This is a genomic window from Paenibacillus sp. FSL A5-0031, from assembly GCF_001956295.1.
In the GTDB taxonomy this organism is placed as follows: Bacteria; Bacillota; Bacilli; order Paenibacillales; family Paenibacillaceae; genus Pristimantibacillus.
In genome coordinates this window covers 187030-201355 of record NZ_MRTD01000003.1, presented here as the reverse complement: position 1 = coordinate 201355, position 14326 = coordinate 187030, and the positions used below count along the sequence as shown (strand labels likewise).

The 14326-nt window shown below is 47.7% G+C and carries 16 protein-coding genes; 4 read left to right on the top strand and 12 right to left on the bottom strand.

The window, feature by feature from the left end; genetic code table 11:
• Nucleotides 1-2: 2 nt before the first annotated feature.
• Nucleotides 3-2036, top strand: a complete 2034-nt coding sequence (locus tag BK120_RS07120; protein ID WP_076266795.1) for an LTA synthase family protein — start codon at nucleotides 3-5, stop codon at nucleotides 2034-2036.
• 113 nt (nucleotides 2037-2149) lie between these two features.
• Here BK120_RS07120 and BK120_RS07115 read toward each other — a convergent pair whose 3' ends face one another.
• The 8 genes from BK120_RS07115 to racE all read right to left on the bottom strand — a co-directional run bounded on the left by BK120_RS07115 (nucleotide 2150) and on the right by racE (nucleotide 7405).
• Entirely contained in the window at nucleotides 2150-3592 is a 1443-nt protein-coding gene (locus BK120_RS07115; RefSeq protein ID WP_076266794.1) for a PDZ domain-containing protein, read from the bottom strand.
• A gap of 86 nt (nucleotides 3593-3678) precedes the next feature.
• Nucleotides 3679-3978, bottom strand: a complete 300-nt coding sequence (locus tag BK120_RS07110) for a hypothetical protein (RefSeq protein WP_076266793.1) — start codon at nucleotides 3976-3978, stop codon at nucleotides 3679-3681.
• Nucleotides 3941-4555, bottom strand: a complete 615-nt coding sequence (locus BK120_RS07105; RefSeq protein WP_076266792.1) for a DUF3990 domain-containing protein — start codon at nucleotides 4553-4555, stop codon at nucleotides 3941-3943. Before BK120_RS07105 ends, BK120_RS07110 begins: the two co-directional genes overlap by 38 nt.
• Before the next feature lie 110 nt (nucleotides 4556-4665).
• The gene (locus tag BK120_RS07100) at nucleotides 4666-4890 is read right to left on the bottom strand and encodes a YuzB family protein (RefSeq protein WP_076266791.1); all 225 of its coding nucleotides are present in this window, start codon (nucleotides 4888-4890) and stop codon (nucleotides 4666-4668) included.
• A 37-nt stretch (nucleotides 4891-4927) separates the two neighbouring features.
• Complete coding sequence (locus tag BK120_RS07095; protein WP_076266790.1) at nucleotides 4928-5230, bottom strand: heme biosynthesis protein HemY; 303 nt, start codon at nucleotides 5228-5230, stop codon at nucleotides 4928-4930.
• A 45-nt stretch (nucleotides 5231-5275) separates the two neighbouring features.
• On the bottom strand, nucleotides 5276-5509 hold the full coding sequence (locus BK120_RS07090; protein WP_076266789.1) for a hypothetical protein: 234 nt from the start codon (nucleotides 5507-5509) through the stop codon (nucleotides 5276-5278).
• 78 nt (nucleotides 5510-5587) lie between these two features.
• The gene (locus tag BK120_RS07085) at nucleotides 5588-6493 is read right to left on the bottom strand and encodes a M14 family metallopeptidase (RefSeq protein WP_144376702.1); all 906 of its coding nucleotides are present in this window, start codon (nucleotides 6491-6493) and stop codon (nucleotides 5588-5590) included.
• 102 nt (nucleotides 6494-6595) lie between these two features.
• Nucleotides 6596-7405 carry a glutamate racemase gene (gene racE, locus BK120_RS07080; RefSeq protein WP_076267055.1) on the bottom strand — a complete coding sequence of 270 codons (810 nt, stop codon included), beginning with the start codon at nucleotides 7403-7405 and terminating at the stop codon, nucleotides 6596-6598.
• A gap of 329 nt (nucleotides 7406-7734) precedes the next feature.
• Here racE and BK120_RS07075 point away from each other — a divergent pair, with 329 nt between their 5' ends.
• The 3 genes from BK120_RS07075 (at nucleotide 7735) to BK120_RS07065 (ending at nucleotide 11726) form a co-directional block, all read left to right on the top strand.
• The gene (locus BK120_RS07075) at nucleotides 7735-8541 is read left to right on the top strand and encodes an SDR family oxidoreductase (protein WP_076266788.1); all 807 of its coding nucleotides are present in this window, start codon (nucleotides 7735-7737) and stop codon (nucleotides 8539-8541) included.
• Nucleotides 8542-8589: 48 nt separating this feature from the next.
• The gene (locus BK120_RS07070) at nucleotides 8590-10335 is read left to right on the top strand and encodes an alpha-glycosidase (RefSeq protein WP_076266787.1); all 1746 of its coding nucleotides are present in this window, start codon (nucleotides 8590-8592) and stop codon (nucleotides 10333-10335) included.
• Nucleotides 10336-10505: 170 nt separating this feature from the next.
• Nucleotides 10506-11726: a sugar phosphate nucleotidyltransferase gene (locus tag BK120_RS07065; protein ID WP_256710821.1), complete on the top strand. Its 1221-nt coding sequence runs from the start codon at nucleotides 10506-10508 to the stop codon at nucleotides 11724-11726.
• 133 nt (nucleotides 11727-11859) lie between these two features.
• On the opposite strand, the gene BK120_RS07060 is transcribed toward BK120_RS07065, so the two are convergent.
• From BK120_RS07060 to BK120_RS07045, 4 genes are all read right to left on the bottom strand, one after another.
• A complete protein-coding gene (locus BK120_RS07060) occupies nucleotides 11860-12276 on the bottom strand; it encodes a YtxH domain-containing protein (protein ID WP_076266786.1) in 417 nt (138 codons plus the stop codon).
• A 51-nt stretch (nucleotides 12277-12327) separates the two neighbouring features.
• Nucleotides 12328-12804, bottom strand: coding sequence for a DUF948 domain-containing protein (locus BK120_RS07055; protein WP_076266785.1), 477 nt, complete (start codon nucleotides 12802-12804; stop codon nucleotides 12328-12330).
• A gap of 216 nt (nucleotides 12805-13020) precedes the next feature.
• Nucleotides 13021-13677 (bottom strand): helix-turn-helix transcriptional regulator, encoded by a 657-nt coding sequence (locus tag BK120_RS07050; RefSeq protein WP_076267053.1) that lies wholly within the window; start codon nucleotides 13675-13677, stop codon nucleotides 13021-13023.
• Nucleotides 13678-13827: 150 nt separating this feature from the next.
• Nucleotides 13828-14247 (bottom strand): DUF86 domain-containing protein, encoded by a 420-nt coding sequence (locus tag BK120_RS07045; protein ID WP_076266784.1) that lies wholly within the window; start codon nucleotides 14245-14247, stop codon nucleotides 13828-13830.
• Between the last annotated feature and the right edge of the window lie 79 nt (nucleotides 14248-14326).

The following is a 14326-nucleotide window of genomic DNA, read 5'->3' as shown; positions in this document are numbered from 1 at the left end:
AGATGTTATATAATAACCACTCGGCTTTACGCCGCTTGATGAGCAAGATTCTGATAGGGTTCGAGCGGCTGAAGGCTGTAGACTTGCTTTTATTTGTGGCTGTGATGATGGCGAAGGTTTATCTATTCAACGCCATTCTTGACGTACCCAAAATGAAAATGACCGATAAAGATGCCCTTATCGAGCTCGGAGCCATTTTATTGTTCAGCTTCTGGACTATATGGCTGCCTGCACGCGGACGGATCGTTGCACTTATCGTGTTGAACCTGATTGCATCCTTTGTTTTGTATGCCGATATTATTTATTATCGCTACTTTCAAGATCTGATCTCCGTTCCGGTATTGCTTCAGTTCAGTCAAGTGGACTCCCTAGGCGAGAGTATCGGCACACTTCTCCGAGCGACGGATTTTATCTTGTTCCTTGATTGGATTGTCATCATTCCCTTTGCGATCTACGCATTATGGCGAGGGCGGAGCGATCTTCGTCAAGCGAATGAGTATCGTCGCAAGCCTGCTGGCATGCAAAAGGCAATCGTCCGCATCGTTCTAAGCGCTGTCATTTTTGGCATCGGAACATCGCTTGTTTTCACAAACGTAAATGAAGCGAAGCGTACGTGGGGACAAGGTATTTTGGTCGGCAATTGGTGGAATCTGTCCATCTACAACATGACGGGTGCGCTTGGTTTTCATGGCTATGACGTGTATCGGTATGTCAAACAACACTGGCTGGATGCGGAGACGGTTACCGCTGAGCAGTATTCGGGTGCAAAAAACTGGATTCAAGAACGCGGCGACCAGCGGGAAACGCTTGAGCAGGATGCTTTATTTGGCGCATATAAAGACAGCAATGTCATTATGCTTCAGCTCGAAGCTTTCCAAAACTTCATGGTTAATAAATCAATCGGCGGTCAAGAAATTACCCCGAATTTAAACGATTTAATCGAGCAGAGCGCCTATTTCAGTCAATTCTATCAACAAACCGCTCAAGGCAGAACCTCGGATGCCGATTTCATGGCAAACTGCTCCATGCAGCCCGTCACGAACGGCTCGGTTTTCATCCAATATGCACCAAACGAATTCGATTGTATGTCCAGCACCTTAAAAGCAAACGATTATGGGACATCCGTCTTCCACTCTTATGAGGGTGGTTTTTGGAACCGAAATACGATGTACAAAAACATGCAATATGATCAGTTTTACAGCTTAAAGCATTTTCAACTAGATGAAAAAATCGGCTGGGCTCTCGGAGACAAGTCTTTCTTCCGACAATCCTTTGACGTCATTGCCGATCAGAAGCAGCCCTTTTACTCCTTTCTGATCACACTCTCCAGCCATTATCCGTTCACAATGCCGGAAGAGGAGCAAAAGCTTAACCTTGGCGAGCTGGATGGTACATTAATGGGGGATTATTTGCAATCCATTCATTATGTAGACGCCGCGCTCGGTGAGCTGGTTGATCGAATGAAAGCAGAAGGGCTCTGGGATCACACGATTCTCGTCATGTACGGGGATCACGACAACTCAATTAATGACTGGTCGTTGTTTGAGACTTTCCTTGGCAAACCGCTGAATGATTTAGAGCGTCAAATGATTGTGAAGCAGGTACCTCTGCTCATACATTTGCCAAAGAACGAGCATGCAGGAACATATACGAATGTAGGCGGTCAGCTGGATGTAACGCCTACGATCATGCATCTGCTCGGCATCTCGACGGCTGATCAATATTTAATTGGCATGCCTCTGCTTATGGAGAATCCTCTCCTTGGCAAGAAGGTCGTGCAAAGAAACGGTGCCTTCACTGATGGTACCCTCTACTTTATGCCTTCAGCAGATGGCATCGCTGAGAACGGAGCATGCTGGAACATCCAAGACAATGCATCCATACCAGTCAGCGGCTGCATAAGTGCCTTTGAAGACTCGCGCACCGAGCTGAACATGTCGGATCAAATCGTCATGAACAATCTCATCGCTGACTTCAAGGAGCAAACCGCTACAGAAGCTCGCAGCAGCAATGAGCTTGAGACAGCTGGTCGTTAACCTTGCAGCTTGGTAAGCTATGAAAAAGCAAAAGAACCTTCAAATCCACATTCAATAGTGGATTTAAAGGTTCTTTTTTATATTCGGTATACCTAACATTCCTATACATTTAGCTACTTTTTATGCTCAGACAGCCAATTCAGCACATCGTCAATCGTGTTCACTGGCACAATGTTGAGATCAGGCGCTCCGCTGCGAGCATCTCCTTCAAGCTCTGCCGGCACAAAAAACACATCAGCATCCGTCCGGCTGATGGCATAAGCCTTTTGCTTGATGCCGCCAATTAATCCAATCGAGCCATCTGCTTCAATTGTACCTGTACCCGCCACCTGATTGCCATACGTAACGCCGCCTGGTGTCAGTTGATCAATAATAGCCAGCGTTAGCATCGCCCCATGAGATGGGCCTCCAATATGCGCCATAAAGCGTTTGTAATCGATGTTAAGCGGGATATCGAGAAGCAGCTCTGTTTGCACCGATATGCCGAACACCGCTCGCTCTGGCGAATCAGCTGAAGCCTTCGTCTTGACCTCTGCCTGTGTCTGGACTCCCGATCTCCTTAGCGTAATCTGTACGGACTCGCCAGGCTTTACCGCTTTCTCCATGTAGTCGGTCATCTCGCCAATCGATTTAACCGCTTGCCCATTCATTGCATCGATAATATCGCCAGCTTGCAGCTTCTGCTCAGCTGGACTATCCTTTACGATAGCAATAATTCTAATGCCATCTGGCTTAATTCCGCCTCCAACGCCTGCTTTCTGCATGGCAACAGCTGCTGCAACACGATTGGCATCCGTTTTCATATGAACGACTTGTGTGTACGATTCCGTCAGCGGCGGTTCATTTTCTGGTATTTTCTCGAAGCTATACATCGGAAGCAGCTTGGCATACAGCCAATCAGCCGGTACGGCCGGCCTCTCGAATACGAGTATGCCGTTTACCGTTCCCCCGCTGTTTTCGCTCTTCTCGACATGCGCATAACGATTCATATTAAGCGTCATCCCCGGGTATGTGACTCTATACCCAGTAGGGCAGAGCAAAACCAATAGAAGCACTATCGTAATCGTTAGAGTGATCATCCCGCGCTTTGGCAGCCACAGAGAGCTTAGAAGCCTCTTGGGAGCGTTTGAACGATTCCCCCCTATATTCGATGCCTTCGCCGCTCGCGACCGCTCTAACGCTTCAGTAAGAAGCATATCTGCAAACACTAGCGGTGCAGCAGCGCCGATAACCAGCAGCATCTGGAACAGCATCTCTGGCGCAAACAGCACATAACCTGCTCCGATTATGCCTAGTCCAGCGATTATAAGCCGTACTAACTGTAAAATAAGTGTCCAGCCTTTCCTTTTCCGCTGCTGCCAGACCCCGAGCAAGGCACCAACCGCCCAGCTAATCGGTATTAGAGCTAATATATTGAACAACCAATCGATCATTTCTATCCACTGTATCCCGCCGGACGTCTTCAGCGGGGCCGGCAGCCAAATGAGCTCTGCTGCAGCCAAACAGACAAGCGCTAGGACTAGTCCAAATAGATAATAACGTGCTGGCTTCAGCATTCTTCTCCCCCTAAGCTTTCTCAAACGAAGCATATGTATTTCTCTTAGGATAAACAAAGGACCCGGGCGATACACATCGCGGGGTCCTATTTCATTTGCAAATATTGCCGCTGTTCCGAATCAATGCCTCTGTCTCTCATTTCGCCTTTCTCCACGCTTTGGATACGTTCAAGCCACTGCGCTGGGGAATGGTTCATACGACGCGCACGATCGAGCAGCTGAGCATACTGGGCACAATTGTCATACCCGCTAAGCTTGCGGATAACCTGAATATATTCGACGACAAGCTCTCTCGCATCCGCTGCGGTATAGCCGTATTCGGCAGCTAAAGCCTCAGCAATTCCGCGTTCATATAAGCTTAACCTGACCTGTGTTTTCACTTTCATGATACATCCACCTGCTTCCCGTATAAATATGGTAGCCGACTAGTTTCAAATGAGATTCCCACCGTTCGGAGCAAAAAACGACCTGATTGCCGAGCCGCAGCGAATCGAGCTTCCTGCCTTTACGCGACACTGTAATTTGCTCATAAAACCATTGCTCATCTTTCTTTAATTGTACTGCTTTATGTACGATTTTTCCAGTGTCATTGTCCGCCATAGGACCGATGATAATGTCTGGATGTGCATCACAGGGATCAGTTCCTTTGACTGCTGCCTTGCGGTGAGCAAGAATGAAAGACGCCCATGCCGGTGAATCGGATAAAAACAAGAGAGGCTCAACCTGCTCCGGAACCGAGGTCAGCTCTACGACAAGCACGCATGGACGACCGCCGTCCCATGACTCCTTTGCTGCCTTATGCGACCATTTGCGTGCTTGCTCAGCCGATATTGTCGTATAAAATCCTTCTCCAAAATCTTTCCCCGGCCGCCAATAGGGGGAATTCAACAGCTTCTGCCCAAATGATTGTACAGTATCGCTTGTAGTTCCATGATATAAAAGCTGAGGCGTCGTTATGTCCACGCTCGCACTCCTTTCGTTTGGCTCCTCGTATGAAAATACAAAGACCCTACGAAATCAAACTGTCGCAGGGTCTTGTCGTGTATGTCGTTCTATAATATTAATATTATTATTTATTTCTTGATGTAAGGAATGATCTTCTCGATGACCTCATCCTCTGAAGGCGCCTTAATGTACCGTCCATTAACAAAAATAAATGCATAGCGGGCGCATGGCCCGCAGTACGACTTGCAGCCTACACGAACCTCTGTGTCCGGCGCCAGCTTCTGCAGCTTGGGTAAAATCGATTTGATCTTCGTATGCTTGCATTTGTCGCAAACCATTATATCGTTAGCCATTATTCATCGTCCTGTCTCAACCGAATACGGAAAAATGCTAGTGATCACCGTGGTTGCCCTTGGTTGGATTCGTAACGGCAAAACCTTCTTCAGGCACATAGAAATAATCGATGCGAACGCCGTCCAGAAAAGCATTGTCTTTCTCCAAAATAACATCGATCCCTTTGTTAGTGGATACAACAATATCCTTCTCAGTCGGCTCGTCGATTCCCATACCGTAATGAGCATGGTCGCCGTGCGAATGAGTGACATAAATACGCAGCTTTTTACCTTCGTTTTCAGGCTTGTCCAGCTCTACTTGCAGAACTTTAGCAGCATTTTTTGAAATTTTGCAGTTCATAAATTATCCAGCTCCTCTTATCGTTAGGCCTTTCGGCAATCGTTATTATTTTATATTATACTTGCTCTCCATTCTACGGGCAAACCATTCGGCAAGCACCATCGTAACCGCGATGTCATCAATCGGCATGAACGGCATGACGTCCGGCAAAACCCAGTAAAGAAAAACAGGCACGGAAAAAATCAGCTTGTCCAGCAGTGAAACATCCTTTGATCGAAGCAGCTGAAAAATACGGACAAACGTACGCTGCCAATGGCGCAGCGACAGCAACTTACGCATGAAATCCCACCTTTGCTGACCTTTTCCGATTAGTATAGCATAAGCATGACGTAATTAACTACTAGAGGCCAGCGGCCGCTAAAGGCGAAGCGCCTCTAGCAGCAGCGGCTGCAGCTCCACATAAATTTGATCAAAATTACTCATCGGCAGCGGATTTTCGCCATAGCCCGCTTCCACTGTAAAGCCGGGTCTGCGGAACTGATGAATAAACCAGTCCTTATATCCCGCATCGCTGCCAGTCAGCTTTACCGCTTCATATCCACTTGCCTGAGCGAGCCGTTTGGCAAGCTGCTCTGCATTTGCCGGCTCATAATCACGATAATTCCAATAGATTTCCCGCCCCTGCGTATGAAGCGCAAGAACCGCATCGAAACCGATTCTACTCGTAAATTGAGCCATGGCATTCGCCTCCGGCTCACTTAGCGGATACGGTCCTGGATAGTCGCGTGGTCCAGGTCCCTCTACCCCTCTGCGCTTGCACTCCTCTTCCCAAAACGCAGGGAATTGATCATTTAAGTCAACACCTCTAATGTTGGCCTTCCAGTTGCTGAACTGATCGGAGCCGCCATTCCATTCCATTAGCTGTTGATAATAAGGATGCCTCGGCAATGCTCCATATTGTGCGAGTTCTACACCATCTGGGTTTACCATCGGTACAGCCCATAAAGTCACGTCTTTGCACAAATCCGCCACTTGCTGTCCACCCATTCGCTCCCCGCTGCAATAAGCTGCTGACAAATCAGCAACGAAGCGCATCAGCAGTGCAGAGGTTATCCATTCATTTGCATGAAAGGAGCCGTTCATATGAATTTGACGCGGACCATTGCCGCAGCGGAGCGCCAATAACGGCTTGCCCATTACGCTCTCCCCAATAATATGTGCCGATAAAAACGAGTATCTGCCTGATAGCTGCCGAATACCTTCCACTAAATCAAGATAGCCATACGTTTGTAAGGAGTATATATCCATCGCCCCCAGCTGCATAAATTTGCTCCTATCATGCTATGCAAGGCCTTACTTGTCCTATGTAGCAATCAACAAAAAGAAGCCTTGCTATGTTTAAGCCCGGCTTCAGTTTCTTATCATTTAAATGATATTGGGTATTTGCCAAACTACAGGCGTCAGTTCAATCTGCTTCCCAAGCCACTGCTGAGTAATGGTTTGAAACATTCGTGGATCTCCGCTGCAAAAAAATTGATGCACCGGTTCCCTCTCCTCGCTTGCTAGCTGGTCATTGTTTTCCAAAATATTTCTGATCTCGCGTGTCGTCTCATCCGCTGAGCTGATAAGATTCACACTCTGGCCCATCACCTCGGATATGGTTTCCGCTAGAAAAGGATAATGCGTGCAGCCAAGTATTAACGTATCCATTGGAAAAAGCCTCAAATGCCCAATGGAGCTCTGCACCGTCTCGTACGTTTCAAAGGAACGAAAATTCCCCTTTTCCACTAGCGGCACAAATCTCGGGCACGCTTCGCTTATCACTTGCACCTTCGGCGACAGCGTCTTTAAGGCTTGCTCATAAGCACCGCTTTTGATCGTTCCCTCTGTGCCGATGACGCCTACATAACCCGTAGCTGTAAGGCCGATAGCAGCTCTTGCACCAGGATCAATGACGCCAACAACCGGGATCGCGACTCTTGAGCGAATGTCTTCAAGTCCGGCCGCTGTTGCTGTGTTACATGCTATAACAATCATTTTCGGATTAAACTGAATTAAGTAATCGACGATTTCCCTCGTAAAACGAACAATCTCTTCTGAAGAACGCGGTCCATAAGGCGTTCGAGCCGTGTCTCCAAAGTAAAGGATTTTTTCTCGCGGCAGTTGGCGCATAACTTCCTTGGCAACGGTGAGGCCGCCAACGCCTGAGTCCAGTATTGCAATCGGTTGCTGCACAAACACACCGCTTTCCTAAACATAATGTGATGAATAGAGACAAAATAGCATATGAATACAGGCACAAAAACGTACCAGTATCTTATCGACATTTCGGACAAGCGGTCTGAAATTTCATGTTGAAAGCTCCATTTAAATGACAAAGGACCGTTAATGACTACGTTACGTAGCATTGACAGTCCTTTTTGGGTTAATCCAGCAATAATGCAGAGGAATAAATGGGGTTCAGCCTTTTGTATTCGGTTTAGATCATCTCGGATCGGGTACATACGTGTAGATACAATGTGGAGCATTGCATTTGGATTGAAAACAAAAAGGAGGGCATTCAGATGACAAAAGTGAAATATCCGATCGGCCGTTTGCAAGAAAAGGTCGCTCTCATTACCGGGGCAGGCTCTGGTATTGGCAGGGCAGCAGCTTTGAAATTCGCGAAGGAAGGCGCCAATTTGGTTCTGCTTGATGTTAAAGAATCCGCCATGGAGCAAGTATGCCGAAGTGTTCGAGAATACAATGTCGACTGCTTGCCTATTGAAACTGATATTTCCAACGAAGCTCAGCTTGAAGACGCCTATCGACAAGCACGCGAGCATTATGGGCACTTGGACATTGTATTTGCCAATGCAGGCATTAACGGTGTATTAACACCGATTGAACTGATGGATATCGAAGACTGGAATACGACGCTTCAAGTTAATCTCACCGGCACATTCCTGACTGTAAAACACGCTATCCCTTTGTTAAAGGATAAAGGCGGAAGCATTATTATCACCAGCTCCATAAATGGTAATCGGGTGTTCTCGAATATCGGCTTCAGCGCCTACAGCAGCACAAAGGCTGGACAGGTCGCTTTTGCCAAGATGGCTGCTTTGGAGCTTGCTCAGTACAAAATTCGCGTGAATGCCATCTGCCCCGGAGCTATTGAGACGAATATCGAGCAAAACACGGAGCGCACGCCAGAACTAGAGAGTGTGTCGATACCCGTTGAATATCCAGAAGGCAGCCAGCCGCTCGAAGATGGGCCCGGCAGCGCAGCTCAAGTGGCCAAGCTTGCATTATTCCTCGCATCTGATGATTCGGACCATGTCTCAGGTACCACCGTTTACATAGACGGAGCAGAATCCTTGCTGCGCGGATAGCTATTATTAACGATAGATAGAAGACCATATGATAAGGGGCGAACGCCATTGTTTAAAGAATGTTTACATCATTCATCGGATCTGAAATGGGCCTATGCATACGATCGCGATACTTTCCATCTTAGACTGCGCACCAAAAGAAATGACGTTGAAGAGGCTGTTGCGGTAACAGGAGATAAATACGACTGGGATCAGCATCATCATGATGTACCGATGGAAAAAATAGCTGCCGATTCCCTCTTTGATTATTGGGAAGCTGCCATCAAGCCGGAGTTTGGGCGTTTTTCGTACGGCTTTCGTGTACGCAGCGGCGAAGAAACGTTATGGCTCATCGAGAATGGCATCTTTGAGGAGCAGCCTGCCCCAGCTGGCGGATATTTTGAAATTCCTTTTATTCATACGGTTGATTTGTTTGATGCGCCTGAATGGGCAAAGGAAGCAGTTTTCTATCAAATTATGCCCGACCGCTTCGCAAATGGCGATACGGCCAACGACCCCGACCACGTGCAGCCCTGGGGTGAAGCGCCTAGCGGCGAAAGCCACTTTGGCGGCGATCTGCAAGGCATAATCGATAATCTCAAGCATCTGACGGACCTCGGAGTGACGGCGATTTATTTGACGCCATTATTTACAGCACCTTCAAATCACAAATATGATACGGTCGATTATATGCAAATCGATCCGCAGTTTGGAGATGCCGAGCAGCTTAAGAAGCTGGTCAGCGCTTGTCATGATCTAAATATCCGAGTAGTCTTGGATGCTGTCTTTAATCATACGAGCGAGCAGTTTCCACCTTTCCAAGACGTGCTCGCGAATGGAGAAAATTCAAAGTACAAGGATTGGTTTCATCTGAATGGCTTCCCTGTAGAGGTCAAAGACGGTACAGCAAATTATGCTACGTTTGGATTTTATGGCAATATGCCGAAGCTGAATACCGCAAACCCGGAAGTAAAGCAATTTTTGCTTGATGTTGCTGTGCACTGGATTAAGGAAGCAGATATCGACGGATGGCGGCTCGATGTCGCTAACGAAATTGATCATGCTTTCTGGCGGGATTTCCGTCATGCCGTTAAGGCTGAAAAGCCGGATGCTTTTATTATCGGCGAGGTATGGAGCAATGCGCTTAACTGGCTGCACGGTGATCAGTTTGACTCTTCGATGAATTACCCATTTGCGCAGCACATCTTGGATTTTTTTGCTTCCTCCGAAGGAAAAGCATCTGATTTCGCCGATCAAATCAACCGTTTACTTATGCGATATCCTCAGCAAACCAATGAGGCGATGTTCAACCTCCTATCCAGTCATGACACACCTCGTGCGTCAACTCGTTTAAATGGAGATAAGCAGCGTTTAAAGCAAGCCGTTGTATTCATGATGACTTCTATGGGTATCCCTTGCATCTATTATGGCGACGAGATTGGAATGGATGGCGGCGATGATCCGGACTGCCGCAAATGTATGGAATGGGATGCGGACAAACAGGACCGCGAGCTGTTTGATTTCTATCAGCTCCTCATTGCCCTACGCAAGCAGCATACCGTTCTTCGTGATGGGCGATTCCGCTTCTTATTTGCAGATAACGAACGCGGCGCCTTCATTTATGAGCGATTAAACGCCAATCAACATTTCACCATTTGGATTAACCATACCGAGGAAACCGTTAAGCTTACGCATCCAATGCAGGCGGACGACTGGAAAGATGCGCTCTCGAATGAAGAAGTTGCCACATTCGAAGAGCAGCTTCAGCTTGAGCTCGGCCCGCATGATTTCCGAATTTTGTATAGAAATATCTAATCATTTGAGGGCTTTTGCACCGTCTTGCCGGCGGAGCAAGAGCCCTTTTCGCTTATCTATTTCCCCCTTTTTTTCTCCGTATCGGTTTCAAAGTCACCATGAAAGGTTAATGACTCCATATAAGAAACAGAGCCAACACTACTACACTTACTAGTCAGGGGGAAATTGAATTGAAGAACCATACTGAATGTATTGCTATGCTGTTAGCCGGTGGAGAAGGGCGGCGCCTAGCCCCGCTCACAACTCAGTTTGCCAAACCTGTCGTACCTTTTGGCGATCGCTTCCGAATGATTGATTTTCCACTTAACAATTGTGCAAACTCAAATATTACTACGATTGGCGTGCTTACGCAGTACTGCGCCGAAAGCGTTCATAAATATGTAAATCAATCCACGAACGGTTATCAAACGGATCAAGCGAATAGCGGAGTATCCTTCCTCCCTTCTTCAAAAAAATGTTTAGAAGGCTATGCGGGAACGGCCGATGCTATTTATCAGAACATCGACTTTATCGATGAGAAAGCTCCAGAGCATGTACTAATCCTCTCGGGCGACCACATTTACGAGATGGACTACAAGCCTATGCTTGAATTCCACAAAAACCGCGGTGCAGCTGTTACGATCGCCGTTAAACAAGTTCCTTGGCGCGAGGCAAGCCGCTTCGGCATTTTAGAAACTGATGAACAATTTCGGGTCAATTCCTTTCATGAGAAACCTTCGGATCCTCGCAGCAACTTAGCTTCCATGGGCATTTATTTATTCCGCTGGTCAGACTTGAAAAAAATACTCATTGAAGATGCTGCTTCGGAAGCGTCAACTCATGATTTTGGCAAAGATATTATTCCTGCTCTTCTTACCTCCAAAACCAATATGATCGCTTACCCTTATAAAGGCTACTGGCGGGATGTCGGTACAATAAACAGCCTATGGGAAGCCAACATGGATCTGCTGGATGGCGAGCTAAAGCTTGGCGCAGCGAAGTGGCCAGCTCAGTCCGGAACAAACCAGTCTAGCGAAAAGCCTTACTTAAGCCCCGAAGCATCAATTACCGACTCCATCCTCCACCCCGCTTGCGCTGTGGAAGCAGAAGTAACACGCTCCATCATTTGCTCAGGCGTTACAATAGGCGTAAACAGCGAAATTTATGAGAGCATCATCATGCCGGGAGCCAGAATTGGAAGAAATGTTACGCTCCATCGCGTCATTATCGGTGAAGGTGCTATTATTCATGACGGCGCGTTCGTCGGTCGATTAGATGATGAAATTTCTGTAGTTGGGCCAGGCGAAGCCATTACCGCAACTTCACCATCAATGAACGACTACAACATGGAGCCGCTCGCAAGCTTGCTTCGTCCCGTGTCCAATTACGTTCACAACCATATTGTTGGCTAACCCTATTCATACACGTGAATAAAAAAACAAACGGCAGGAGACTTCGCTCCCTGCCGTTTGCCTTTTTGAATTAAACAATTGAACCATTTTACCCATTGCCTAATTTACGTATGTTCCATCTATCGTTAAGTCTCTATTGTTCCTTTGCTGTAGCAGCTTCTGTTTCTCCGGCTTCTACCGCTTCAATTGCACTTGCTGCTTGCTCATTGCCATCTTCTGTAAAAGCGATATCGCCACTAACCGCTTCTGTTTCCTCTGTAACTTTGTTGCGGCCTCTTACCGTGCTTACAACGCTGCTTGCCGCTTGTTTCGTACGATCGGCAATTTGAATCGCTTGGCCGCTGATCTGTTTAGCAATACGACCCGTCGTATCGCCTACTTGACCTGCAACTCTAACCGTCGTTTCTCCAACCTTCTGTGCGCCTGTTGAAATATCCTGACGCAATTCCTTGCCCGGCTTCGGTGCTAGCAACAATGCAGCAATCGAGCCTACAACACCTCCAGCTAATGCGCCGAGAAAAAATCCTTTTGTTTGTTTACGTGTTGTCATTGTTTTTGCTCCTTTCGTGTTTAGCGTGCTCTTCGACCTTAGCACCTTGACTTAAGATTCCGATTCGAATACAGGTCCATGCTCATCTTCGGCAGTCGTTGCTGCCTTTCGGCTAGTTTGCCACAGCTGCCATGCCGCCATCCCTAGCTCTGCCCATTCAAGCGCCTCACCGACCTGCCGCTTCGTCTCGTGCCGCTTCGCATGCTGCTCAGCCGACTCCGATAATATAGACGTTACCCGCTCAACCGTCGATGTCGTGTGGGCAATTGCTCCGCCGACCTGCCCTGCCGCTTCAAATAGCTTGCTCATGGCTTGCAACTGACGGTGTACCGCGCGAATCGCTTCCTCGGTCGGCTGCACAAGCCCGCCAATCTCAGCGGATAACTTACTGAGGTCCTGCCTCATAATCTCCGCTTCAGCCTGCACTTGCTTCACTTTGCTTAGCGCCGACCGCAAGGCAATGAGTATACCGCCAACTAGAATGACAAATGCTCCAGCAACTACCGCTGCGCTCCACATCATGACCATGCCTGCATCCCTCCTCCTCTATCAATTGCAGGATCATACGTATATGCTCCTAGACGAATGCCCACTTGCGTAATGACAGTATAAGCAGCATGGGCTTGTCATGACACAACCGAAATAAAAATGATAAGGCATCGGTGCTTTTTCCACATTTGCAACAAAAAAAGGCTGTCTCAGCAAATCTTCTCCGATTTGCAAAGACAACCTCTATTTATTTCATTAACCGATGCGGTAGCTGCACTTGCCGCCGCCCTTCGCCAAACATTCCGTTCGTTCAACAGGTACGTCAAGCAGCGATTTAAACAAGGAGAGCTCACATTTGCAAGCTTGCAAATATTTGCCGGCTACTTGAGCAATCGGACAATTATACTCATACAACATATAGCTGCCGTCGCTTTGTGGTTCCACTTCAGCCATATAACCTCCAGCGTTCTGAATCGCTGCGAGCTCGCTCACCTTCTGCTCCAAGCTCTTGCCCGCCATCCGGGGCTCATAACGTTCGAGCAGCTTGTTCTTGCGTCCATCAAACATCCGGTCAATAAGCGCTGCGGTATCCGGGTCATCAGCGAGCTCGCCCAGCAAGTCGAGTGCGAGCATATGATAATTTTTGGGGAAAAGCTCATCCGCCTCAGCTGTCAGCTCATACGCATGGAGCGGTCTGCCCATGGCTTGCCGCACCGATACGATATTCACGCTGCCTTCGCTCTCTAGTGCATACATATGCCGCCTGATTGCCATTTCCGTTAGTCCTAGCTCGCTTGACAAGGAACCAGCATTCAATCTGCCGCCTGTTTTCAGCAGCATCAATATGCGCTCTCGCGTGGAATGATCACCGCGTGAAGCTGCCGTTATATCTGATGCACTTGCCGTTTTCATCCGCTTCAACCCTTCACCACCTTTGCAGGCTTGATAGCGTCATTGTAACGTATTTTTAGTTTTTCGTAAATCAAGCGTAAAACAATCATAAAGTCATAATCTATGCTTGCTCTGCAATCGTAATGGTTTACGTGCAAATAGCAAAAACGCCTACAGCTCGCGTTCTAAATAATCATCAATCGATTGCTTAAAGGCAGGCAGCAGAGCAGTAAGCGTCTTCGTAAGCGGATGAAGCTCAGTTCTCGGCCAAACATAATAGTCCTGCACTAACGGCTTGCGAAGCTTCACCAGCTCCGTCAGCGTCGCCTGCATTTCAAGCGGAAACGCGCCTGCCTCGCCAGTAATATCGATGATGTCCTCATAGCTGCTCGCATCCCGCAAAATAAACCCGTCGATCAAGAAGCTGCCAACATCTGTTACGGTTTCAATAGCCAGATGCAGCGCTCTTTCCTGCGCCAGCCCCTCCAGCACCGTTCCCTGCCAATTAGCGGCAAGCGAGTCCAGCGCCGAAGCGATTTCAGTAATCGAATTCAACCTTACCGCTATTTGTTCACGATTCACATAATACATCAATCAGTCGCCCGCTTTCAGCCTTGCTTCTTTTTTTTCCCTTTGCGTTTCAGCCACGCCACCATAATAATGCTGCTAA